The following is a 22,505-nucleotide window of genomic DNA, read 5'->3' as shown; positions in this document are numbered from 1 at the left end:
CTTATGGCGGGCGCTACCAAGCAGGATATGCGGCCAGCTTTGCCGCAACCCGGCACCGGGGGTGGTGCGCCGGCTCTCGGCCGCCTGCCCCGCCTGGCCCTCATCGGCAACCCCAACTCGGGCAAAACGTCGCTCTTCAACCAGCTCACGGGCCTCAACCAGAAGGTGGGCAATTTTCCGGGCGTAACGGTAGACCGCAAAACGGGCATTGCCCAGCTCGGCGGCCAGCGCCGGGCCGAGGTCGTGGACTTGCCCGGCACCTACTCGCTCTACCCCAAGAGCCTCGACGAGCGCGTGATTGCTGACCTGCTCTACAACCCGCTCTCGGCCGACTACCCCGATTTTGTGGTGGTGACCGTGGATGCCAGCAACCTGCGCCGCAGCCTGCTGCTGTTCTCACAGCTCGCCGACCTGGGCCTGCCCGCCATCCTGGCCCTGAACATGACCGACGTGGCCGCCGACCGCGGCATTCAGCTCGACACGGCGGTGCTGGAGCGCGAGCTGGGCGTGCCCGTGGTGCCGATGAATGCCCGCAAGGGCGTGGGCCTGGCCGCCCTCCGCATTCTAATGGCCGACCGCCTGGCCGCCGCGCCGCCCGCCGGCCGCTTCTGGCAGCCCACCCCCGAGCTGCAACCGCTGCTGGCCAGCATCCGGCAGCATTTCGACTTGCCCAACGACTACCTGGCGCTGCACTACGCGCACCAGTTTCGGCAGCTCCACTTTTTGAGTGAGGCCGACCGTGATTTCTTAGCACAACTTACTGAAGAATACAAGTTTGACTCGACGGCCCAGCAGGCGGCCGAAACGGTGAGTCGCTACGCCCACATCAATGAGCTGCTGCTGGAGGTAGTGACCGTGACGCGCACCGAGCGCCGCGAGCCAGCCTCCAACCGCATCGATAAAGTGCTGACGCACCGCGTGTTTGGCTACGCTATTTTCCTGGCTATTCTGTTCCTGCTGTTTCAGGCCATCTTTGCCTGGGCGCAGTACCCGATGGACTTGATTGACCAGGGTATTTCGGCACTGAGCGGGGCCATTCAGGCGCGCTTTAGCGGGCCGCTGGTGCGCCTGCTCACTGAGGGCGTTATTGCCGGCCTGGGCGGCGTGCTCATCTTCATCCCCCAAATTGCCCTGCTCTTCGCCTTTTTGGCGGTGCTGGAAGAAACGGGCTACATGGCCCGCGTTACTTTTCTCATGGACAAGCTGATGCGGCCCTTTGGGCTGAGCGGCAAGAGCGTGGTGCCGCTCATTTCGGGGCTGGCCTGCGCAGTGCCAGCCATCATGGGCGCGCGCACCATTGAGAGCTGGAAGGACCGGATGCTCACCATCTTCGTGACGCCGCTGATGTCGTGCTCGGCGCGCATTCCGGTGTACACGGTGCTGGTGGCGCTGGTGGTGCCCGACGAGGCGTGGCTGGGCATCTTCAACATGCGCGGGCTGGTGCTGATGGGCCTCTACCTGCTGGGCCTGGGCTCAGCGCTGCTCTCGGCGCTGGTGCTGAAGGCGGTGCTCAAGGCCCGCGAGCGCAGTTACTTCATTATGGAGTTTCCGGTGTACCGCTGGCCGCGCTGGAAAAACGTAGGCCTCACCATCGTGGAGAAGGTGAAGGCTTTTGTGACGCAGGCGGGCAAGGTGATTATCGCTATCTCGGTGCTGCTGTGGGTGTTGGCTAGTTACGGCCCCGGCCAGCGCCAGGCCCGAGCCGAAGCCCAGGTGCAGCAGCAAGCTACCGCCCAGCGCTGGCCCGCTGCCGAAACCGAGCGCCGCGTGGCCTCGGCCCGCCTCGAAACCTCCTACGCTGGCACCTTTGGCCACGTCATCGAGCCGGCCATCCGGCCGCTGGGCTTCGACTGGAAAATCGGGATTGCGCTGCTAACGTCCTTTGCCGCCCGCGAGGTATTTGTGGGTACCATGAGCACCATCTACAGCGTGGGCCAGGATGCCGACCTCGGCACGGTGCAGCAAAAGCTGGCCAGCGAAAAAGACGCTCAGGGCCAGCCGTTCTTCACGCCGGTGCGCGCCCTCTCGCTGCTCGTATTCTACGTGTTTGCCATGCAGTGCATGAGCACGCTGGCCGTCACGTACCGCGAAACCAAAAGCTGGCGCTGGCCCCTGGGCCAGCTCGTGTACATGACCGGCCTGGCCTACGCCGCCTCGTTGTTCGTGTGGCAAGTATTCTCCTGAGTTGGAGAATCGTTGTCATTGCGAGCGCAACGCAGGGGAGTGCGGCAATCCTTCCTTGTCGCTCGCTTTCAATGGGTTACTAACCCAAGCGTGAAGGAAAGATTGCCGCGCTCCCCTGCGTTGCACTCGCAATGACAACGATTCTCCCCTTCTAAATCTTTTTATGACAGCCTACGAAACCCTGCTCCGCCTCGCCTTCCGCACGCCCGAGGACCAGGCTACTTACCTCACGCCGGCCACGCTAGACGTGCACGCGGGCTTTGAGCGGGCTACGGCGCGCGAGCAGCCCTTTCGCTTCGAGCAGTGGCGGCTGGGCATAGCGACCAGCCTGCTGCGGATGCTGGCCGACCTGGGCGAGCACGACGAGGCCCGCCGCGCCGCCGATGTGTTGCACCGCGCCCTCAACACGGCCCAGTCGCCGGCCGATATCGACAAGCAGATTCATAAGGAAAACAAGCTCTTCGAGCAGATATACACTAACCTCTACGTCAATGATGAAGGGGAAGCGCTACTCGACCTCTTCGCCCGCACCCTCGACGCCGACGCGCCCGACCTGCTGGCCCAGATAGAATACGAGGCCGTGGACCTGGCCCGCGAGCTGGACTTTGAGGCCCGCCACGAAAACGAAGACGACCAGGACGAATAAAAAAAGGCCGCCCCGATACCCGGGGCGGCCTTTTTGGTACTCAGCGGCGCGGGTTAGTAGCCGGCGTTCTGCGTCAGCAGCGAATTGTTGTTGATTTCGCGCTGCGGAATAGGTAATATAAAGCGCTGGTCGCTAGCCAGTACGGCGGGCACGGCCGGTGTGGCTGGCGCGTCGGCCGTGGCGGGTTTCGCCGCTATGGCGGCAATCACAATGCGATTGGTGCGCCGCAGGTCGTGGATGCGGAAGCCTTCGAAAGCCAGCTCCAACTGGCGCTCACGCAATACGATGTCGAGGGTAGCAGCCTGGTAGGGAGTGGCACCTGAGCGGGCGCGAATGGTATTCACATCGCGGGTAGCGGAGGCGGTGTTACCGGCGCGTACGTCGCCCTCGGCCCGGATAAGGTACATCTCAGCCAGGCGAACGACGGGGATGTTTTGGCCGTAGGTGCGCCACTTCAGCGTGCGCAGGCGGCCCGAGCGGTTGTTACCATCACTACGGTAGATAAGTTTTTTGGTGGTGATGGCCGATAGCGTATCGGGGCCACGCACATCAAGAGAATCGTAAAGGGCGGCAAAGCCAGTAAACCTATCATAATAAGACTTACTGTAAAAAGGGTCGGGTGCTACAATGCCTCGAATGCTCACATCGCCGCGGCCATACAGTACGGTTTGGTCGCCATTGGGGCTGTAGCCGGCGAAGTACGTGGCCAGGCCGTCGTTGCTGGTGCCGGCGTTGTTCTGGTCGTTTTGCTGAATCTCAAACAGGCTTTCGGCGCTGTTGCGGTTGGCAAACACGGCGGCTACCGAGCCCACCAGCGTAGAGCCGCTGTTGGTAATCACATCGTTGGCGGCGGTGCGGGCGGCGGCGTAGTTGCCCTGCTGCAAATACACGCGGGCCAGCATGGCCTCGGCCGAGTACTTGGAGGCGCGGGAGACATTTTGGGCCGGCAGCTTGGTAATGGCATTCTGCAAGTCTTTGATAACCTGCGCGTACACCTCTTGCACGGTGCTGCGAGCCAGCTTGATATCGGCCTGCTCGGTGGTGGTGACGGGCACCAGGTTGATGGGCACGCCGGGCTGGGCGTTGGCCCCGCCGGCCTGGTACTGCTGGGCGTAGAGGCGCACCAGCTCGAAGTACATGGTGCCCCGAATGAACGAAACCTCGCCCTCATACTGGCTTTTCTGGCCGGGGTCGGTTACCACGTCCAGGTTGGCGAGCACGAGGTTGCACTGGTTGATGGCCGCGTAGGCCTGCGTCCAGATGCCTTCGGCGTTCGAGAGGGTGGCAATCTGGGTGTGCGCCCGAATCTGGCGGTAATTCTGAAACGAGCCATCCCAGTTAACGTAGCCATCGCCGGCCAGCAGCTCGGGCACCAGCACCAGGTCGGAGCCGTAGAGGCGCGCATTGTCGAGGCGGGCATAGGCGCCCACCACGGCGGCGGCTACTTTCTGCGACGTATTGTAGCCGGTGGCGGCGTCGATGCTTTGCAGGGGCGCAATGTCCAGCGCGTCTTTGCAGCCCGCCAGGCTCAGGCCCAATGCCAGCACGCAGGCTGGCCAAATAAAATTATTTTTCATATCGCGTAGTAAGTCAGCTGATTAAAAGCCCAGGTTCACGCCCAGCAGGAACGTCTTGGCCAGCGGCGGGGTGTAGAAATCATGGCCCAGCAGGTAGTTGGCCGTGCCCAGGCCGTAGGTACTCACTTCGGGGTCGTAGCCGGTGTAGCTGGTGAAGGTGGCCAGGTTCTGGGCCGTGAAGTACACGCGCACGGTTTGCAGGTAGCCCTTTTTCACAAGGTCGGCGGGCAGGTTGTAGCCCAGCGTCACGTTCTTGATGCGGAAAAATGAGCCGTCCTGAATCCAGCGCGACGACGTGTTGGTGCCGTTGCTTTCCAGGTAGCGGGCCTGGGGTACGCTGGTGATGTCGCCGGGCTTCTGCCAGCGGTTGAGCTGGTCAACAGTCTGATTATCAAAGTAATCGGCGTTGGCCGACTGGTACACGCCGGCCGCGTTATAGATGTCGTTGCCGTAGGTGAACTGGCCCAGCGCGCTCAGGTCGAAGCCCTGGTAGCTGAAGTTGGTGTTCACGCCGCCCGTGTACTTGGGGTTGGGGTTGCCCACCTTCTGGATGGGGGCCGCCGCGTAGCTCTTGGTGGTGCCGCCGTCGGCGGTGTAGTAGAGGGCGTCGCCGTTGGCGGCGTCTACGCCGGCGTAGCGCTTGGCGTAGAACACGCCCAGCGGCTGGTCCTGCATCACGCGGCTCAGGGTGTTGCCGGTGGGAATAATGGGCTGCGGCAGGTTGGTGATGAGGTTGCGGTTGAACGAGATGTTGCCGCCCACACTCCACTTAAAGTCGCCGTCGAAGACGCGCGCGTTCAGCGCAATTTCGAGGCCCTTGTTGCGCAGCGCGCCCACGTTTTCGGTGATGGTGGTGTAGCCGCTGGTGAGGGGCAGCTGGCGGTTGAGCAGCAGGCCGGTGGTGTTCTTCTGGTACACGTCCACCTCACCCGAAATGCGGTTGTTGAGGAAGCCGAACTCCACGCCCAAATCCACTTGCTTGGTTGTTTCCCAGCTCAGGTTGGGGTTGCCAATGTTGGCCACCACAACCCCGCCAATTACCGAGCCGGGCGCAGTGCCCGACTGGTCGGCGTAGGGCAGGGCCGACACGAAGCGGCGCGAGTCGAAGTTGCCGATTTCGCCGTTGCCGGTTACGCCGTAGCTGGCGCGCACCTTCAGCAGGTTGATGGTGGTGTTGCCTTTCAGGAAGCTTTCCTCCGAAATGAGGTAGCCCACCGAGCCGGCCCCGAAGGTGCCGTAGCGGTTGTTGGCCCCGAAGCGCGACGAGCCATCGCGCCGCACGCTGGCCGAAGCCAGGTACTTGCCCTGGTAGTTGTAGTTGAGGCGGCCGAAGTACGACAGAAACGAGTAGCCCGTGCCAAACGACGAGTTGCCGCCGGTTTTGATGGCCGCGCTGGCAATGCGCGTAAACTCGGTGGTGGGAAAGCCCCGGCCCTCGGCGCTCGTCACCTTGGTGTCGGAGCGCTGGTACGACTCGCCCACCAGCACGTCGAAGTGGTGGTCGTCGGTAAGATTGTAGTTGTAGGTGGCCGTGTTGGTGTTAGTGTAGTTAACCGTCTGGGTTTGGGCGTTGTAGGCGTAGCCAGTGGCGCCGCCATCCTGGGTGCCCGCGCCGCGCACCAGGTCCTCGTTGAGGTTGAGGAAGTCGCCCCCGATTTCTGAGCGCAGCGTGAGGCCCTTCACGGGCGTCACGTTGATATAGCCCGACGTAAACGAGCGGTACGTGCCCGCCCGGTTCGAGCCCAGCTGCTGGTCAATCAGGTTGTTGTAGTAAATGGTGGCGGCATTGAGCAGCCCGGTAGTGGGGTCAAACTGCGGCTGAATCGGCGTGAGCGCGTTGAGCTGCAAGGGGTTAGAGAACGCATTATCGCCCGATACCCGCTCGTTGACGGTGCGCGCCAGCGAGCTGTTCAGCCCCACCCGAATTTTATCGGTGATGCTGTGGTCGAGGTTGAGGCGCAGGCTACCGCGCCGGAAGCGGTTGCCCACCACAATGCCCTTCTGGTCGTTGAAGGTGCCGCTCAGGAAAAAGCGCGTCTTGGCATCGCCGCCCGCCGCGCTAAAATCGTACTGCGCCACGTTGGCCCCGTTGCTGCTAAAGGGCTTGTACTTGCCGTTGTTGCGGAACGCCAGCCGGTCCCAGGGCGTGTTATAGGTCGAGTTGTAGTCGAGGCCGCCTTCCTGCGCAAAGGCTTCGGTGAGGTCGGCGTAGCCAGTGGCTGGGTCGATAAGGCCGGCGTTGGTAATCGACTCGCCCAGCAGCGTTTTGTACTGGTCGGCGTTCAAAAACTGCCGGAAGCGGGTGGGGGCGCTGGTGCCGTAGTAGTAGCCGGCCGTTACCTTGGTTTGGCCCTGCTTGCCCTTGCGGGTCGTAATGAGCACCACGCCGTTGGAGGCCCGCGAGCCGTAGATGGCCGTAGACGAGGCATCCTTCAGAATGCTGATGCTCTCGATGTCGTTGGGATTGAGGTCGGCCAGCGGGTTGAGCGGCTCGTCGCCGGCCTGCGACTGGTCCTGAAACGTAATTGGCACGCCATCAATTACATACAGCGGGCGGTTGGAGGCCGTTACCGACGACGTGCCGCGTATCTGAATGTTGATACCCTGGCCCAGCTTGCCGCTGCCCTGGTTGATAACCACGCCCGGCGTGCGGCCCTGAATGGACTGCTCAAAACTCGTAACCGGCTGGTTCTGAATGCTATTACCCGAAATCTGGGTTACTGCGCCCGTAAGGTCGGCCTTGCTTTGGGTGCCATAGCCTACCACCACGGCCTCGTCGAGGTTGGTGGCGCTGGCGGCCAGCGTCACGGTTACGCTGCTGCGGCCGCCCACCGCCACGTTCTGCGTGGTGTAGCCAATGGAGCTGATAATGAGTGTGGCCTGCGGCTGCGCCGACAGCGAGAAGTTACCATCGGCCCCGCTGCTCACGCCGTTGGTGGTGCCGCGCTCCACTACCGTGGCCCCCGGAATGGCATTGCCGTCGGCCCCCACCACGCGGCCGCTGACCACCTGGGTCTGCGCCAGCGCCGGCAGGGCCGCCACCACCAGTATTGGTGTTAAAAAGTTTCTCATAGGGTAAGGAAAAGGGTAAAAAGAAGGGAACTGCAAGCAGGTAGTGAAAATCAAAAGTAGGAGAAGAGGGTCATAAATTTAAAGAGAAGCCAACAAAAATTTACAGTGTGGGCGCGAAGGGGGGGCGATTATGTGAAAAAAGCGGTGTAAAACACACTGATTATTCATAAACACCCTTTTCAGTGGTTCTGAATTTGGGCCGTTAGGGCCGGCCTTTGCTAGCCCGCTATCTTACGCCCGCGCCGCCCCCTACCTTTGCTGCCACGCATGAAGCCAACCATTCACTACCTTACCACGGCGGCCCAGGTGGCCGACGCGGCCGCCCACTTCGCCACGCTACCGCGCATTGGCATCGACCTAGAATTTGATGATAACCGCTACCGCTACGGGCGGCATTTGGCTCTCATTCAAGTATTTGACGGTTCTGAAGTTTATCTGATTGACCCGCTGCCCCTGGAGCCCGAGATGGCCGCCGGCCTTGCCCCGCTGTTCGCGGTGCTGCGCGACCCCGCCGTGGCTAAAGTGTTTCACTCCTGCAAGTCAGACATTCTGCTGCTCGACGAGCTGTTTGGCGTCACCTGCCGCACCATCGTCGATACCAGCGTGCAGTTCACGCTGCTGGCGTTGGAGGATAATAATATCTCGCTCGGCCGCCTCATTCAAAGTGAGTTAGGCTTCGAGGTAGATAAGGGCGAGCAGAAGTCGAACTGGCTCAAGCGCCCCCTCACCGAGGCCCAGAAAGAGTATGCCGCCAACGACGTGCTCTATTTATTTGAACTCACCGACCGCCTCACCGTGCGCCTGCAAGAGCAGGGCCGCGCCCAGTGGGCCGCCGAAGAAAACCACGCCCTCGAAGCCGTGCGCTACGGCCGCGACGAGCTGCGCCCGCACCTGCGCCTGGCCGGCAAGTTTCGCATTGGCCCGGCCGAGCTGCCGTTATTTCGGGAGCTGTACGCGCTGCGCGACCGCCTGGCGCGGCAGCTCGACCGCCCCAGCTACATGGTGCTCAGCAACGACCGGCTGGCCGAAATCACGCACCAGCCCATTGGCACGCCCAATGAGCTGCGCGCCGCCGGCGGCCTGCACCCCGAGCTAAGGCGCGCTCCCTACGCCGACGAACTGCTGGCCTTGGCCACCGCCGACCTCGCCCCCGATGGCCCCCTGCCCCTCGACCAGCGCCGGCCCACGCCCTTCAAGCGCCGTTTCGGGGGCCCCATCGCCGCCAAAGCCGAGGCCCGCGAGCTGCTGCTCACCACCCTCAAAAACCACTTGGCCACCGACTACAACCCCACACTGGCCAACACCGTGCTCAGCAACCGCCTCATCGGCGACGTGGTGGAGCAGGGTAGCCTGGCCGCCCTGCGCCCCTGGCAGCGCCAGCTGCTGGGCGAAACCGCCAGCCAGCACAGCCTGACCATCGGGGAGCTGGAAACGCCGCTGCAAGGTTAGCGCGCAAGGTTACGCAAGGTAAAAAGAGGTTTCGCAAGGTTGTGTCGGTAGTGATGCACCTTGCGAAACCTCTTTTTACTTTGCGTAACCTTGCGCTTATGAAGCTGCTTTCGTTGCTGCTAACTCTGCTAACGCTACTGGCCCTGCCCGCGCTGGCCCAGGAAAGCCCGCTGCTGCGTGGTCGCGTGCTCGACGCCGATACCCACCAGCCCATCCCCAATGCCCAGGTAGGTATTGAGGATAACCGGCTGGGCACCAGCACTAATCTCGACGGCCGCTTTGCCCTGCGGGTGCCGACCGCCTACCAGGCCAGCGAGTTAACCGTAGCGCTGCTGGGCTACCAACGGTTCAGCCGCGCCTTGCCATCGCTGCCCAGCGCCGAGCTGGTTATTGAGCTGAAAATCAGCCCCGCCAGCCTGGGCAACGTTAGCGTTACGGCCTCGGCTGAAGGTATCATCCGGGAGGCGGTGGCGCGAATTCCGCGCAACTACCCGGTGCGGCCGATGCAGCTCACGGGCTTCTACCGCGAGTCGGACGATGAGGCGGCCGGCCAGCGCTACGACTACCTAGCCGAGGGCCAGCTGCGCGTGACCAAGCCCGGCTACCAGCACCCCCGCGACCCCGGCTACGTGCAGGTGCTGGAGGCCCGCCGCGTCGACCTGCGGCCCGCGCAGCCGGGCGCGGTGCTGGCACCCATCGACTGGGTAGCCGGTGCGCTGGTGCCCCAACGCTTTGATTTTGTGCACACCAGGGCCGAATTTATCAACCCGGCCCGCTTCAGGGATTACCAATACCGCTTCAGCCCCCAAACCACGTTTCAGGGGCGCGCGGTGTACGTCATCACCTTCGCGCCCCGGCCGGGCACCAACCGGGCCAATTTTGCGGGCGAGGTGTACATCGACGAGCGCAGCTACGCCTTTTTGGGGGCGCGCTGGCACCGCACGCCGGCCGGCATCCGGCGCGAGCGGGTGTTGGTTTTTGCGGCCACCGAACGGGCCTATCGTACCAATTATCAGCTATATGCGGGCCGGTATTATTTGAAAAGCATCTGGTATAACACCCTGGGCCAGCCGCTGGCGGGGCAGGTCCGCCACCACCTGGCCGAGTTCGTAACCACGGCCATCGACACGGCCCAGGCCCCGCCGCCCAGCTACCTGGCCCGCAGCCGGTTTGCCGACATTTTTTTGCAAAATCCGGTGGCCTACGACTCCGCGTTCTGGCAGCACGCCACCACGCTGCTGCCCCCGCAGGCACTACTGGACCAGGCCCGCCAGCACGCCGCCGATACGCTGTTGCGCCGGCCGGCGGCCGTAGCCCCCGCCGCCGCGCCCGCGCCCAAAAAGTGGCGGCCGTTCCAGCACGTGCGCTACACCTACACCGGTGGCCTGCTGGCGCTGACGGCCCAAGAGGCCGACTTGCGGGCGGTGCTGGTCCCTGGTGGCAGCACGCTGCGGGCTGATGTTCAGGCTACTACCAGCCGCCAGCAAGTAGCCGCGCACTACGGCTTCGGCATCCAGCTCGACCTGCCGGCCCACCTGGCTGCCTACGTCACCACGCGCCAGCTGCTGGGCCAGTTGTCAGGCATGGGCTGGGAAGCCGGCCTGGGCTACGCCCGCAACCTGCACCCGCGCGGCCGGCCGCTGCTGGCCCGCGCCAGCCTGGGCTACCTGCGCCAAAGCACCGGCCGCCGCCTGGGCACCGTAAACAACCCCGATGCCGACCTGCATCTAGCCGGCACCCCGTTGGCCGCCGACCAGCTCACGCTCTCGCTCCAGCGCGTAACCAGCGCGCTGCTGCCCAAGTTGGGTCTGGGTTTGGAAATCAGCCACCGCTGGGAAGCCGTGGCCGACCTGGGCTATTTAGTGTTGTTGGGCTCTCATAATCAACTGTTAGTCGAGGAAAAGCGCGGCTTTTTCAGCTTCAATCAACACGCGGCCGAGCTGGCCCTGCCCGCCACCGAGGCGCAGGTATTTGTGAATGGTCAGCCCGCGGCGGCGGGCCCCTGGCAGCTGCGCCATTTGCTGCTGAGCGTGGGCGCGCTGTACCGGCTGGGGCAGTAGGCGCGGGGTGGGCCGGCCGGCCGGCGTTAATTTTGACAATGCGCCGCCGGTTTATCGCGGCGTTTTTACTGAATAAATGACCGAACCTCTTTCACCCCTGCCCGCGCCATTGTCCCAGGTGCCCAGGCGCCGCTGGGGTTGGTGGGTGGCTAGCGGGCTGGTAATCATAGTATTGGCAGGTGCTGGTTTGGCTTGGCACCTGCTGTACCGCGCCAATGTGCCGGTTGCCGTAGACGGCCCCGCCTACCTCTACATCCGGCGCGGGGTGGGGCTGCGGGCCGTGCTCGACTCGTTGCGGCGGCCCGGCCAGCTGAGCCGGCCCGCCACCTTTGCCCGCGTCGCGGGCTGGCGCGGCTACGGCACGCCCGCCCGCCCAGTGCAGCCTGGCCGATACACGCTGCCCGCCGGCCTGGGCAACCTGGCCCTGGTGCAGCTGCTCGCCAGCGGCCAGCAAGACACGCTGGCCTTCACCCTCAAGCCCGTCAACTACCTGCCGCAGCTGCCGCGCCAGGCCGGCCGCCAGCTTAACATCGACACCGCCCAGCTGCATAAGCTGCTGACCGACAATGCCTACCTGGTGGGTCGCTACGGCCTCGATACGGCTACCATCCGCACGCTGTTTATCCCCGGCAAGCTGCGGCTGTTCTGGCCCACGCCGGCCCCGGTTTTCCTCGATTCGGTAGCGGCGCGGCACCGCCGCTTCTGGACGCCTAGGCGCCTGGCCGAAGCCGACTCGCTGGGTATGAGCAAGATACAAGTATCGGTGCTGGCCAGTATTGTGCAGCGCGAAACTGCCCAGCCCACCGACAAGCCCCTCATCGCCGGCGTGTACCTCAACCGCCTGCGCCGTGGCCAGCCCCTGCAAGCCGACCCTACGCTGCTGTGGCCCCTGCACGGCCTGGGCACCCGCAAGCGCGTACTCAACGTGGACAAAAAAGTGGATTCGCCCTACAACACCTACCGCCATAAAGGCCTGCCGCCCGGTCCCATCACCACGCCCTACCCGCAGGCCCTCGATGCAGTGCTGCGCCCCGCCCACCACGACTACGTATTCTTCTGCGCCCGCCCCGACGGCAGCGGCTTCTCCGATTTTGCCGTCACCTTTGCCGAACACAAGCTCAACGCCCGCCGCTTTCAGCATCATTTGGATAGCCTGAAAATCAAGCGGTAACCGCCCGTCATTGCGAGCGCAACGCAGTGGAGCGCGGCAATCTTTCCTTTGTCGTTCTCAGTGTTAGAGATACTGACCTACGCGTGAAGGAAAGATTGCCGCGCTCCACTGCGTTGCGCTCGCAATGACAAACGGCTCACTTACTATTACTTAACCTAATGCGTCTCGTCATCCAGCGCGTCCGCGAAGCCTCCGTCACCGTGGAGGGCACCATTACCGGCCAGATTGGCCCCGGCCTGCTGGTGCTGGCTGGCTGCGCTCCCACCGACGACGAAGCCGCCCTGGCTTGGATGGCGCGCAAGCTGGTGGGCCTGCGCATCTTCAACGACGACAATGGCCAGATGAACCGCAGCGTGCGCGACGTAGCCGGCGAAGTGCTGGTAGTGAGCCAGTTTACACTGCTGGCCGATGCGCGCAAGGGCAACCGTCCCAGCTATATCGGGGCCGCGCCGCCCGCCGTGGCCGAGCCGCTCTACGAGCGCTTTGTGGCGCTGGTGGCCCAGGAGTTGGGCCGCCCGGTGCCCACCGGCATCTTTGGGGCCGACATGCAGGTGCGCCTGCTCAACGACGGCCCGGTTACCATCGTGCTCGATTCACCCACCCCAGCTACTTAACTGCTTATCATGACGATTGAACAAGCCCAAACTACGGTAGATGAGTGGATTAAGACCACCGGCGTACGCTATTTCAGCGAGCTCACCAATATGGCCATGCTCACCGAGGAAGTGGGGGAGGTGGCCCGTCTCATTGCCCGGCAGTACGGCGAGCAGTCGTTCAAGGAGTCGGACAAAGGCCGCGAACTGGGCGACGAGCTGGCCGATGTGCTGTTCGTGGTTATTTGCCTGGCCAACCAAACCGGCGTAAACCTCACCGAGGCCCTGGCCCGCAACCTGGCCAAGAAAACCCAGCGCGACGCCACCCGCCACCACAACAACCCCAAGCTAAAGGACCTGTAGGGTAAGCTTTAGCCTGCCGCCAGCAGAACGAGTTAACATGCATCCAGCTAAAAAACAAAGCCTTACAAGCAGTTATGCTGGCAAGCTAAAGCATGCCCTACACCCTATTCCTCCCAGTGAACTACCAGCTAACCAGGCTACTAGCCATTGCCGCGCAGCCCAGCCGCCGCATCATCGGCCTCATGTCGGGTACTTCCCTCGATGGCCTCGATGTGGCGCTGTGCCGCTGCACCGGCCACGGCGCGGCGCTGCAAGTAGCGCTGGAGCAGTTTGTTACGATACCCTACGAGGCCGATTTCCAACAGCGGCTGCGGGCGCTTAGCCAGCCCACCATTCAGCTCGAAGACCTGGTGGTGCTCAACGCTGAGCTGGCCCGCTACCATGCGCAGCTGGTACTTAAGTGTCTGGCTGAGTGGCAAGTATCAGTAAATGAGGTAGATATATTAGCTAGCCACGGCCAAACCATCTGGCACGCGCCGCGCCACCAGCACGGGCGGGCCGACTTCCCGCACCATGCCACGCTGCAAATCGGCGATGGCGACCACCTGGCCCGGCTCACGGGCCTCGTCACGCTCTCCGATTTTCGCCAAAAGCACGTGGCCGCCGGCTACGAGGGCGCGCCGCTGGCCCCGTTTGCCGACGAGCTATTGTTCAGAAAACCCGGCGTTAACCGGCTGCTGCTCAACCTGGGGGGCATTGCCAACTTCACGCTGCTGCCCGCCGATGGCGGCCCTGCCCAGGCCACCGACACCGGCCCCGCCAACACCCTGTTCGATGCCGTGGTGCGCCAGCACGACCCCAGCCGCGCCTACGATGCGGGCGGCCTGCTGGCGGCGCAGGGCCAGCCGCACGCGGGCCTGCTGGCCGCGTTGCGCAGCCACGATTTCTTCGCTGCGCCCTTCCCCAAAACTACCGGCCCCGAGTTGTTCTCGCCCGCGTACCTGGCCGAAAACCAGCGCCTTACCGCTACCGAAAGCCTGCCCGTGCCCGACGTGCTGGCCACCCTCATCGAACTGACGGCCGGCGCGGTGGCCCAGGCGGCGCGTCACTACCTGGGCCCCGAGCCAAGGGCCGAAATACTGGTGAGCGGTGGCGGAGCGCACAACGCGACGCTGCTGGCGGCGCTGGCCCGCCACCTGCCCGCCGCCCACCTAGGCAGTACCGCCGCGGCCGGCGTGCCACCCGATGCCAAGGAAGCTGTGCTATTCGCAGTGCTGGCCAATGAGGCGCTGGCGGGTCACCCGGCCCTTAGTCTGGGTAAAATCTCGCTGCCCGGCTGAGATTTGTAAAATTCCGTAGGGGAAGCGCAGATGATGTTTCTTTTCCGTAGCCTCTTGCTGGTAGCTGGCCTGCTGGCGCTGGCTGCTACCCCCGTAGCTGCCCAAAACACCCGCCTTGTTGACCGCAACTCCCTGGGTTGGTTTACTTACAACGGCGACCATAAGGTGGCTGAGAAGTGGGCAATCCATACTGAGGCCCAGGTGCGCCGCGTGCACTTCGGGGCCGACCCGCAGCAGCTTTTGCTGCGCCTGGGTGGCATTTATACGCTGCAAAAAGACGTGAAATTTGGCGGGGCCTACACCAATTTTACTACCTACACCTACGGCCAGCACCCCTCGGCCGAGCTGGGCGAGCCCACGCCCGAGCACCGCGCCTACGAAGACGTGACGCTGGGGGCCGACTATGGCCGCCTGCACCTCGCGCACCGCCTGCGCCTGGAGCAGCGCTGGCTGGGCCAGCTCGACCCCGCCCGGCCCACCCGCGTGGCTAGCTGGCAGTACCAGAACCGCGCCCGCTACCAGCTGGCCGGCGAGATGGCGCTGCAAGGCCCCACCATCGACGACGGCGAGGTGTATTTCACCTTTTTCGATGAACTGTTTATCGGCTTCGGGCCCAACGTGAACCAGAACGTGTACAACCAGAACCGGATTTCGGGCGGCCTGGGCTACCAGTTTACCAAAGCCTTTCAGCTAGAGCTTAACTACCTCAATCAGTGGACGCTGCAAGGTGACCTCGACGCGGCCACCGGCCGGCAAGTGTTCGAAAACAACAACGGCTACCGCCTCAACGTGGTCTATAACCTGGACTTTACCAAGTAGGGTACTACGGCCGCTGGCGCAGCCCGAAGCCCAGCACGGCCCGCGCCGCCGTGTCGCGAAACGTGACTTCCAGTAGCACCGACGGCGGCAGCCGGGCCGAGTCGCTGGCAAACGAGAACCGGCAAAACCACTGGCTGCCGCCCCGGCCGGTGCCCAGCCGCGCCCCAATCTGGTACAGCTCCACGGCTGCGCCGCGGGCTTGGCCCTGCTGCCACAGCGGCTGCGCCGCCCCCGCAAACGCGGCCAGCGGCACGCCGGCCCGCACCTCGGGGGCTAGCCGGCGGTAGGCGGCCGGGTACTCGGCCCGCAGCACCTCGCGCAAAAACCGCCGCGCCACCTGCGCCTGGGTAGGGCGCGGCAGTCGCGGCGGGCGAGCGGGTTGCCCGGCAGCAGCCAGGCCGGCCGCCGCCACGAGCAGGAAAATGAACAGGCGCAGCTTGGAAGCTGACGCTGATTTAATTAACTGATTGATAAGGGGTTATTCCTCTTCCTTGGGCACCAGTACAAAAACGTCTTCGCCGGGCCGCTTCATGAGGTATTTCTCGCGGGCAAACTTTTCGAGCAGGGCCGGCGAACTGAGCAGCTCGGCGCGGTCTTTTTTCACGCTGGCGATGTTGGCCTCGTAGTACTCTTTTTCCGACTTCAGCTCGCGCCATTTGTGGTACATGTCGTACTGCTTGCCGAGGTCATTGGAGTCGAACACGGCCATCCAAACCACAAAGCCGGCGGCTGTGAGGAAGTAGAAATTGCGCAGCACGCGCAATATGGGCGTGAGGATAGGGGGCAGCTGCATGGGCGTGTGGGGTAAGCTCTAGCCGGCCGTGAAAAATGTAGGGTAAGCTTTAGCTTGCCGGGGAAGTAAGCCGTTTCGCCGAGCTCCTCCTCAATGCGGAGCAGCTGGTTGTACTTGGCCATGCGGTCGGAGCGCGAGGCCGAGCCGGTTTTGATTTGTCCAGTGCTCAGGGCCACGGCCAGGTCGGCGATAGTGTTGTCTTCCGTCTCACCCGAGCGGTGGCTCATGATGGACTTGTAGCCGTTGCGGCGGCCCAGGTTCACGGCGTCGATGGTTTCGGAGAGCGTCCCAATCTGGTTTACCTTGATGAGGATGGCGTTGGCAATATGCTCATCAATGCCCTTTTGAATGCGCTCCACGTTGGTCACAAACAGGTCGTCGCCCACGAGCTGCATTTTCTTGCCCAGCCGTTCGGTCACCATTTTCCAGCCCGCCCAGTCGTCTTCGGCCAAGCCGTCTTCGAGGCTGATGATGGGGTACTTATCGGCCCAGTCGGCCCAGTAGTTCACCATCTGCTCCGGGGTGAGCTTGTCGCCAGTGCTCTTTTTGAAGTGGTAGTGGCCGTCTTCGAAGAATTCCGAAGCGGCGGGGTCGAGGGCAATCATTACCTGCTCGCCGGGCTTGTAGCCGGCCTGCTCAATGGCTTGCAGCACAATCTGGATGGCCTCCTCGTTGCTCTGGATGTCGGGAGCAAAGCCGCCTTCGTCGCCCACGTTGGTGCTGTAGCCCTTCTTTTTCAGCACGCCCTTGAGGGTGTGGAAAATATCGGTGCCCCAGCGCAACGCCTCGCTGAACGAGCTGGCACCCACGGGCATTACCATAAACTCCTGAAAATCAATCTTATTGTCGGCGTGCGAGCCGCCGTTCAGGATGTTCATCATGGGCACGGGCAGCGTGTTGGCACCCACGCCGCCTACGTAGCGGTACAGCGGCTGGCCCAGCTCCTGCGCGGCGGCGCGGGCGGCGGCCAGGCTCACGCCCAAAATGGCGTTGGCGCCGAGGTTGCCCTTGTTGGGGGTGCCGTCGAGCTCGCGCATGATTTTGTCAATCAGGCTCTGCTCGTACACCGAGAAGCCAATCAGCTCTTCGGCGATGGTGGTGTTCACGTTTTCGACGGCCTTCAGCACGCCTTTGCCCTGGTAAATGGCCTTGTCGCCGTCGCGCAGCTCCACCGCTTCGTGCACGCCGGTGCTGGCGCCGCTCGGTACGGCGGCGCGGCCCACGGTGCCCGAATCGGTGGTTACGTCTACCTCAATGGTTGGATTGCCGCGCGAATCGAGAATCTGGCGGGCATGAATGGCTGCGATGTAGCTCATGTTTTTTAAAGGAAATGAGAAGTGCAAATGTAGGCTGTGCGGTAAGCTTTAGCTTGCTGGGGGGACGAAGTAAGGTATCTCGCCCACAGCCCCGCCCCAGCAAGCTAAAGCTTACCGCACTTCTTCCAGCAGCTCGGCCAGGCGGGCAAACAATACCTCGTTGCCGCTTTGCGCATACCCAACTAGTGCCGCCTCAAACTGCGGTAAATCAGTGAGAAAGACCTGTACATTGTCGGCCGTAATCTCCTCAAAGCGCCGGCCGTAGCCCAGCTTTTCAATCTCGGCCGCGTTCAGCCACTGCTCGAATTGCGCCGGAATGGGCACCGCGCACACCGGCTTGTGCAGGTAAACGGCCTCCGAAATCAGCGAGAAGCCGCCGTTGGTGAGCACGGCCCGGCTGCCCGCCAGCTCGGCAATAAAGCCCGCCTCGGAGAAGGGCCGCAGCAGCACGTTGCCGTGCGCCTCGTCTTTATTGAAGCCGTAGACCCGAAATTCCTGCTCGGGTAGTTGCTGTAAAATCTCGACTAGATTGGTTTGGTTGGTGGCCGTTTGGTACACCAGTATGTAGTTGCCCTTAGTGGGCTGGGCGGCCTGAATCTCGGGGCGGATAATGCTGGGCACCAGCGTAGTACGCTCAGCGTAGCGCAGGCGCAGCGGCAGCTCAAAAAAGGTAGTAATCAGGTAGTGCCGGGCGCGGGGCAGCTTGGCCCGCACGAGGTAGCGCGCCACATCGTAGGGCTCGCGCTCGGCGGCGGGCACCGTCACGTTGAGGTGGGCGCGGCTGATAATCTGCATGTTATCGATGCTGATAACCGGCACCCGCAACAGCTTGGCAAAGAAGTAGCTAAACGACTCAAAGTCACTAATCACCACCTCGGGCCGGAAGCCGTGCAGCAGCTGCCGGTACTGCCGGAAGTTGGTTTGCAGCGCCTCGGGCGCGCTGCGCAGCGTGAGGCCAATGGTGCGCGACTTCGACACCGCCAGCCCTTCGTAGGCAATGTGAAAGCCTGCAATTTCGAGCACCCGGCCCGGAAACGTCTTATCGAGCAGCGTAAAGGCCCGCGAGCTGCTGACCACGCGCACGTCGTGCCCCTGGCCTAACAGCCAGGAAATGAGAACTTTGCTGCGGGTGGCGTGGCCGAGGCCTTCGCCCGGCACGCCGTAGAGGATGGTCATGGGAAGAGTACGAAAAGGCGGAACAAGCGGCAAGTACGCCCCCAGCCGCCACTGCCCGCGCGCCGCCCAGGTCGCTGCCAGGTCGATGCGCGGGCGGCGTTAGCCGATGAAATGGTAATTTGAGCCGGCCGCCGGGCGTTTCTTGCGCACTGGTTGGGGCGGTTGGCCCGGTTTTCGTTTTGGCCCCCTCATCGCTGTTTAACCCCTTTTCTATGCTGATTTCTCTTCTCCCCGTGGCGCGCCAGCGCCGGTTGCTGGCTGGCCTGGCGGCGCTGGTCCTGGTGGGCACTGGGGCCTGCACGGCCCCACGCAACATTACTACTTCGGGCAAGGTGACGCCTCAGGGCGAGTTTCGGCTGGCCTACAACCAGGGGTTCAACGTGGGCTCGGCGCCCATCAGCAAGGCGGGCTCAGCGGTGAAAGACGCGGCGGGCCAGCTCGGCAGCCAGGCCGCCCGTGGCGATACCGTGCGCTACTCGGGTACCGTCAGCAGCCTGCAAACGGCCGCCCTGGCCTACCTGCTCGACCCCTTGCAGCCCACCGCCGACCTCAGCATCCGCTACGGCGTGGTGCCGCGCCTCGACGTGGGCTACAAGTACGCCTTTGGCTCGCACGTGTTCGATACCCAATACCAACTGCTGGGGCCCACCGGTTCTATCGAAAACCCCGAGCGCGGCGCGGCCAGCGGCACCACCTACGCCAGCATCGGCCTGCAATACGCCATTCAGCGGGCCTCTTTACCCAGTATCTCCTTTGCGAGCGACCTCAACAACTTGCTGGGGCTGTCGGCCTCGCGCCACGACGTGCTTATTCCGCTCACCGTCAGCCAGTCGTTTGGGCCCGAGGAGAGCATCGGGGCCATCAGCTACGGGGCGGTGTACGCGCACTCGTGGGTGAGCTATGGCTTCACGCCCAGTAACTTATACAACCGCTCAGGCGGCGCCAAGCTGCCCAACCTGCCGAAGCAGAGTCGCAATTTTTCGTCCTACGGCCTGTTTCTCAACCTCAAGCTGGGCTACAAATACGTGTACGTGGTGCCCGCCGTCAGCGTGTACTACCAAAACTACGGCGACTACACGCTGCTCGATGGCAGCACGGCGTCGCTCAGTGGGGTTACGTTCATTCCCTCGCTGGGCGTGCAGTTCCGCATTCCTAATCTTAGTAACTAATTGTGAATGAGTGAATGAGTGAATGAGTAAGGGGAGGCCGTCATTGCTTCGCAGGCTCGCAATGACGGCCTCCCCTTACTCATTCACTCATTCACAATTAGTTAACTCGCCGCGCCGCCGGCCACTATGGTTAGCATATCGCTGGGGCTGAGGTAAGTACGGGCCAGGGTCAACAACTCCTCGGCAGTGGCGGCCTGGGTGCGGCGCACCAGTTCGGTATAGTAGTCGGGGCGCAGGCCTTGCAGCAGCACGTAGCGGTAGCGGTCGGCCTGCTCAAACACGGTAGTGGTTTCGCCCAGCAGCTTGCCCAGGGTGTAGTTTTTCACGGTTTCGAGCTCGTCATCGCCCAGCGGCTCGGTTTGGAGGCGGGCCAGTTCAAAATCGATTTCACGGCGCGTAGCGGCGGCGCTTTCGCCGTTCACATCGGTGCCGATAACCAGCGATGCCGCCCGCTCGCGGGCCACTACGCTGGCCTGAATGCCGTAGGTAAAGCCCTTGTCCTCCCGGATGTTACGCATCAGGCGCGAGCCGAAGTAGCCGCCCAGTATTTTCACCAGCAATAGCAGCTCGGGCGTTTGGGCCTCCGTGAGGGCGGGCCAGCGCCGCCCCACCCGCAGCGAAGCCTGAATGCTGCCTTCTACCGGCACCGTTAGCACATTGGCTGGGGCGGCAGCTGGGGCGGCAGCCGGCGGGGCGGGGGCCACCGGGGCGGCACCAGCCACCGGCTGCCACTGGCCTAAAGTAGCCGCTACTTCCGGCCCGTGGGCCAGTACGTCGCCACTCAAAAATAGCTCGGCCCCAGCCGGGGCGTAGGCCGCCGCGTGAAAGGCGCGTAAGTCGTCGGTGGTGAGCTGGTTGAAGGCGGCTTCGTCGAAAGGCTTGCCGTAGGCTGAGTCTTCCCCAAACAGCTGGCGGTTCATTTCCTCGCTGGCGCGGTAGCTGATTTTCTGGCGCTCTACGCGCATATTCTGGCTGATGCGGGTTTGCAGCTGGCGCATTTCTTCGGCCGGGAAGGTGGGTGCGGCCAGCACTTCGGCCACCAGCGGCAGCAGCGTGGGCAGGTGGCGGGCCAGGCAGTAGAGCGTGAGCGTGGCGCGGTCGGGGCCCGCCTCGCAGTCGAGCGACGCGCCGTAGAAGGCCACCATGTCGGCCACCTGGCGGGCGGTGCGCGTGGCGGTGCCTTCCGTTAGCATGCGGGCCGTGAGTTGCGAGAGGCCAGGCAGTGGCTCCTGGCGCTTGCCGGCCGGCAGCACCACTTGCAGCCGCAACACGGGCTGGGCATCGTTGGCCAGCAGGTGCAGGCGCGCGCCGTTGGGCAGCCGCTGCACAGTAGGCGTGGGTAATGCAATGTTGGTAAGCGGGTGGGTAGGCGGGGGAGAAAGGCGGTTTAACACTGGTAGATAGGTATAGGGGAGGTAGTGCCGGATACGCAAAGAGCGTCATGCTGAACGCAGGGAAGCATCTCGCCCGCAGCATTTGGTAGGGTAACCAACGAAACGGGGGAGATGCTTCACTTTGTTCAGCATGACGTTCTATAAAGAACGTTGCCGGCAACAAAATTTAGTTGGGCAGCGAGCCGCGGGTGCCGCCGGCGCCCTGCTCATCGAAGGCATCGGCGAGCTTGTTGAGGTTGAAATGCAGCGATACCCGGATGGTGTTGGCCACTGGGTTGGCTTGCGAGTTGGGCACCAAGTAGGTGCCATCGACCCCAAATACCGAGAGCTTGGCACCCAGGCCGAAGCTCAGGTACTGGCGGTCGCCATTCTGCGGGTTTTCATAGAAGTAGCCCACGCGGGCCGCAACGGTATTGTTGTACCAGTATTCGAGGCCAGTGTGCAGGTTGATTTTCTGTAACTCACCCTTGAAGCCGTTCGACCCATCGCTGAAGGAGTTGAAAATGCCCGATACGATGTTTGCCTGCTGACGCTCACGATTGGTCTGGCTCACCCGGTTTAGTTGAGCCAGCTTATCAGCCTGTGAAGCGGAAGCAGGCAAAGGCTCTTCATAGTAAGGCGACGGAACAAGCAGCTTAGTAGCATCAAAAACCAGCGTAATCTTATTGTAGGAGTCTATTTCGCGGGTCAGAGCCGTGCCCAGCCGCAGCTGCGTGGGTAGAAAGCTGGATGTGTTGGGGTCAACGTACACCATCTTGTTGCCAATGTTGGTGAGGGCAGCCCCAAAAGCCATGTTATACACGCCGGTACCGATGGTTACATCCTTGCTGTAATAAGTGCCGAGGTCAACAGCGAAAGAGTTGCCAGCCTGCGCATCACTGCCGTTCGCAGCGCCGATAAGGTTGGAGCGCACATAGCGCGCCGAGATACCAACGCCAAAATTTTCACCCAGCTTCTGGCCGTACGATAGCGCGAAGGCGTATTCCTTGGGATTGAATGAGGGGCCGGCTATGTTGTTGCCGTCGCGGTAGTCAATCTGGCCCAGGCTGAAGTACATCAGCGAGGCCGCGATGGCCCCGCGTTCGCCCACCTTGCCGTAGCCCGATAGGTAGCTCACGCTCATATCGTCGGTAATCTGGCGTAGCCAGGGCGAGTAGGAAGGCGAGATAGAATACTTATAATCCACAAAACCCAGTTTGCCGGGGTTGTAGAAGGCCGCGTTGGCATCGGGCGAGGTAGCGACCCCCGCATCACCGAGCGCCGCCCCGCGGGCATCGGGGCTCAGCGTAAGAATGGGCACCGCCGTAGTAATAGTGCGCTGAGCCAGCGCGGCCGGGACCGCCAGCAGCAACAACGCCGGCGCAAAGCTTAGCGTACGAAAAAAATTCATAGGATTTAGTAAAGTGCTAGTTGCAAGAGGGTTGGCTACTGGTAAAGCGTTGC

Annotated in this window: 17 protein-coding genes and 1 pseudogene; 10 read left to right on the top strand and 8 right to left on the bottom strand. The window is 62.9% G+C overall.

Translation table 11 applies throughout. From position 1 onward, the window contains the following. Positions 1-3 precede the first annotated feature (3 nt). Complete coding sequence (gene feoB / locus QMK33_RS00170; protein WP_283562528.1) at positions 4-2,184, top strand: ferrous iron transport protein B; 2,181 nt, start codon at positions 4-6, stop codon at positions 2,182-2,184. A 163-nt stretch (positions 2,185-2,347) separates the two neighbouring features. Continuing rightward, on the top strand, positions 2,348-2,830 hold the full coding sequence (locus tag QMK33_RS00165; RefSeq protein ID WP_283562527.1) for a hypothetical protein: 483 nt from the start codon (positions 2,348-2,350) through the stop codon (positions 2,828-2,830). A gap of 53 nt (positions 2,831-2,883) precedes the next feature. Here QMK33_RS00165 and QMK33_RS00160 read toward each other — a convergent pair whose 3' ends face one another. Continuing rightward, positions 2,884-4,407: a RagB/SusD family nutrient uptake outer membrane protein gene (locus tag QMK33_RS00160; RefSeq protein ID WP_283562526.1), complete on the bottom strand. Its 1,524-nt coding sequence runs from the start codon at positions 4,405-4,407 to the stop codon at positions 2,884-2,886. A gap of 21 nt (positions 4,408-4,428) precedes the next feature. Continuing rightward, positions 4,429-7,479, bottom strand: a complete 3,051-nt coding sequence (locus QMK33_RS00155; protein ID WP_283562525.1) for a SusC/RagA family TonB-linked outer membrane protein — start codon at positions 7,477-7,479, stop codon at positions 4,429-4,431. A gap of 267 nt (positions 7,480-7,746) precedes the next feature. Between QMK33_RS00155 and QMK33_RS00150 the strand changes: the two genes are divergently transcribed. The 7 genes from QMK33_RS00150 to QMK33_RS00120 all read left to right on the top strand — a co-directional run bounded on the left by QMK33_RS00150 (position 7,747) and on the right by QMK33_RS00120 (position 15,214). Continuing rightward, a complete protein-coding gene (locus QMK33_RS00150) occupies positions 7,747-8,928 on the top strand; it encodes a ribonuclease D (RefSeq protein ID WP_283562524.1) in 1,182 nt (393 codons plus the stop codon). Between the two features lie 98 nt (positions 8,929-9,026). Further along, on the top strand, positions 9,027-10,988 hold the full coding sequence (locus QMK33_RS00145) for a carboxypeptidase-like regulatory domain-containing protein (protein WP_283562523.1): 1,962 nt from the start codon (positions 9,027-9,029) through the stop codon (positions 10,986-10,988). A 76-nt stretch (positions 10,989-11,064) separates the two neighbouring features. Further along, positions 11,065-12,159: an endolytic transglycosylase MltG gene (locus QMK33_RS00140; RefSeq protein WP_283562522.1), complete on the top strand. Its 1,095-nt coding sequence runs from the start codon at positions 11,065-11,067 to the stop codon at positions 12,157-12,159. A gap of 158 nt (positions 12,160-12,317) precedes the next feature. Then, positions 12,318-12,773, top strand: a complete 456-nt coding sequence (gene dtd / locus QMK33_RS00135; RefSeq protein ID WP_283562521.1) for a D-aminoacyl-tRNA deacylase — start codon at positions 12,318-12,320, stop codon at positions 12,771-12,773. Between the two features lie 9 nt (positions 12,774-12,782). Next, positions 12,783-13,115 (top strand): nucleotide pyrophosphohydrolase, encoded by a 333-nt coding sequence (locus QMK33_RS00130; protein WP_283562520.1) that lies wholly within the window; start codon positions 12,783-12,785, stop codon positions 13,113-13,115. 92 nt (positions 13,116-13,207) lie between these two features. Further along, positions 13,208-14,395 (top strand): anhydro-N-acetylmuramic acid kinase, encoded by a 1,188-nt coding sequence (locus tag QMK33_RS00125; protein WP_283562519.1) that lies wholly within the window; start codon positions 13,208-13,210, stop codon positions 14,393-14,395. Positions 14,396-14,425: 30 nt separating this feature from the next. Next, positions 14,426-15,214, top strand: coding sequence for a DUF2490 domain-containing protein (locus QMK33_RS00120; protein WP_283562518.1), 789 nt, complete (start codon positions 14,426-14,428; stop codon positions 15,212-15,214). 4 nt (positions 15,215-15,218) lie between these two features. Here QMK33_RS00120 and QMK33_RS00115 read toward each other — a convergent pair whose 3' ends face one another. The 4 genes and pseudogenes from QMK33_RS00115 to QMK33_RS00100 all read right to left on the bottom strand — a co-directional run bounded on the left by QMK33_RS00115 (position 15,219) and on the right by QMK33_RS00100 (position 18,499). Then, positions 15,219-15,626 carry a hypothetical protein gene (locus QMK33_RS00115; protein WP_283562517.1) on the bottom strand — a complete coding sequence of 136 codons (408 nt, stop codon included), beginning with the start codon at positions 15,624-15,626 and terminating at the stop codon, positions 15,219-15,221. A 66-nt stretch (positions 15,627-15,692) separates the two neighbouring features. After that, a complete protein-coding gene (locus QMK33_RS00110) occupies positions 15,693-15,917 on the bottom strand; it encodes an FtsB family cell division protein (RefSeq protein ID WP_349361655.1) in 225 nt (74 codons plus the stop codon). A 146-nt stretch (positions 15,918-16,063) separates the two neighbouring features. Continuing rightward, positions 16,064-17,323, bottom strand: a pseudogene (eno, locus tag QMK33_RS00105) (phosphopyruvate hydratase); the annotation flags it as partial. 111 nt (positions 17,324-17,434) lie between these two features. Next, the gene (locus tag QMK33_RS00100; RefSeq protein ID WP_283562515.1) at positions 17,435-18,499 is read right to left on the bottom strand and encodes a glycosyltransferase family protein; all 1,065 of its coding nucleotides are present in this window, start codon (positions 18,497-18,499) and stop codon (positions 17,435-17,437) included. Positions 18,500-18,711: 212 nt separating this feature from the next. Between QMK33_RS00100 and QMK33_RS00095 the strand changes: the two genes are divergently transcribed. Beyond that, entirely contained in the window at positions 18,712-19,668 is a 957-nt protein-coding gene (locus QMK33_RS00095) for a hypothetical protein (RefSeq protein ID WP_283562514.1), read from the top strand. A gap of 101 nt (positions 19,669-19,769) precedes the next feature. Here QMK33_RS00095 and QMK33_RS00090 read toward each other — a convergent pair whose 3' ends face one another. Next, entirely contained in the window at positions 19,770-21,062 is a 1,293-nt protein-coding gene (locus QMK33_RS00090; RefSeq protein WP_283562513.1) for a M16 family metallopeptidase, read from the bottom strand. A gap of 166 nt (positions 21,063-21,228) precedes the next feature. Next, entirely contained in the window at positions 21,229-22,452 is a 1,224-nt protein-coding gene (gene porV / locus QMK33_RS00085; protein WP_283562512.1) for a type IX secretion system outer membrane channel protein PorV, read from the bottom strand. Positions 22,453-22,505: the final 53 nt, after the last annotated feature.

Source organism: Hymenobacter sp. H14-R3 (genome assembly GCF_030063445.1).
Lineage (GTDB): Bacteria > Bacteroidota > Bacteroidia > Cytophagales > Hymenobacteraceae > Hymenobacter.
Note: the sequence above shows the minus strand (reverse complement) of the source record. Positions and strands in the feature narration are given on the sequence as shown.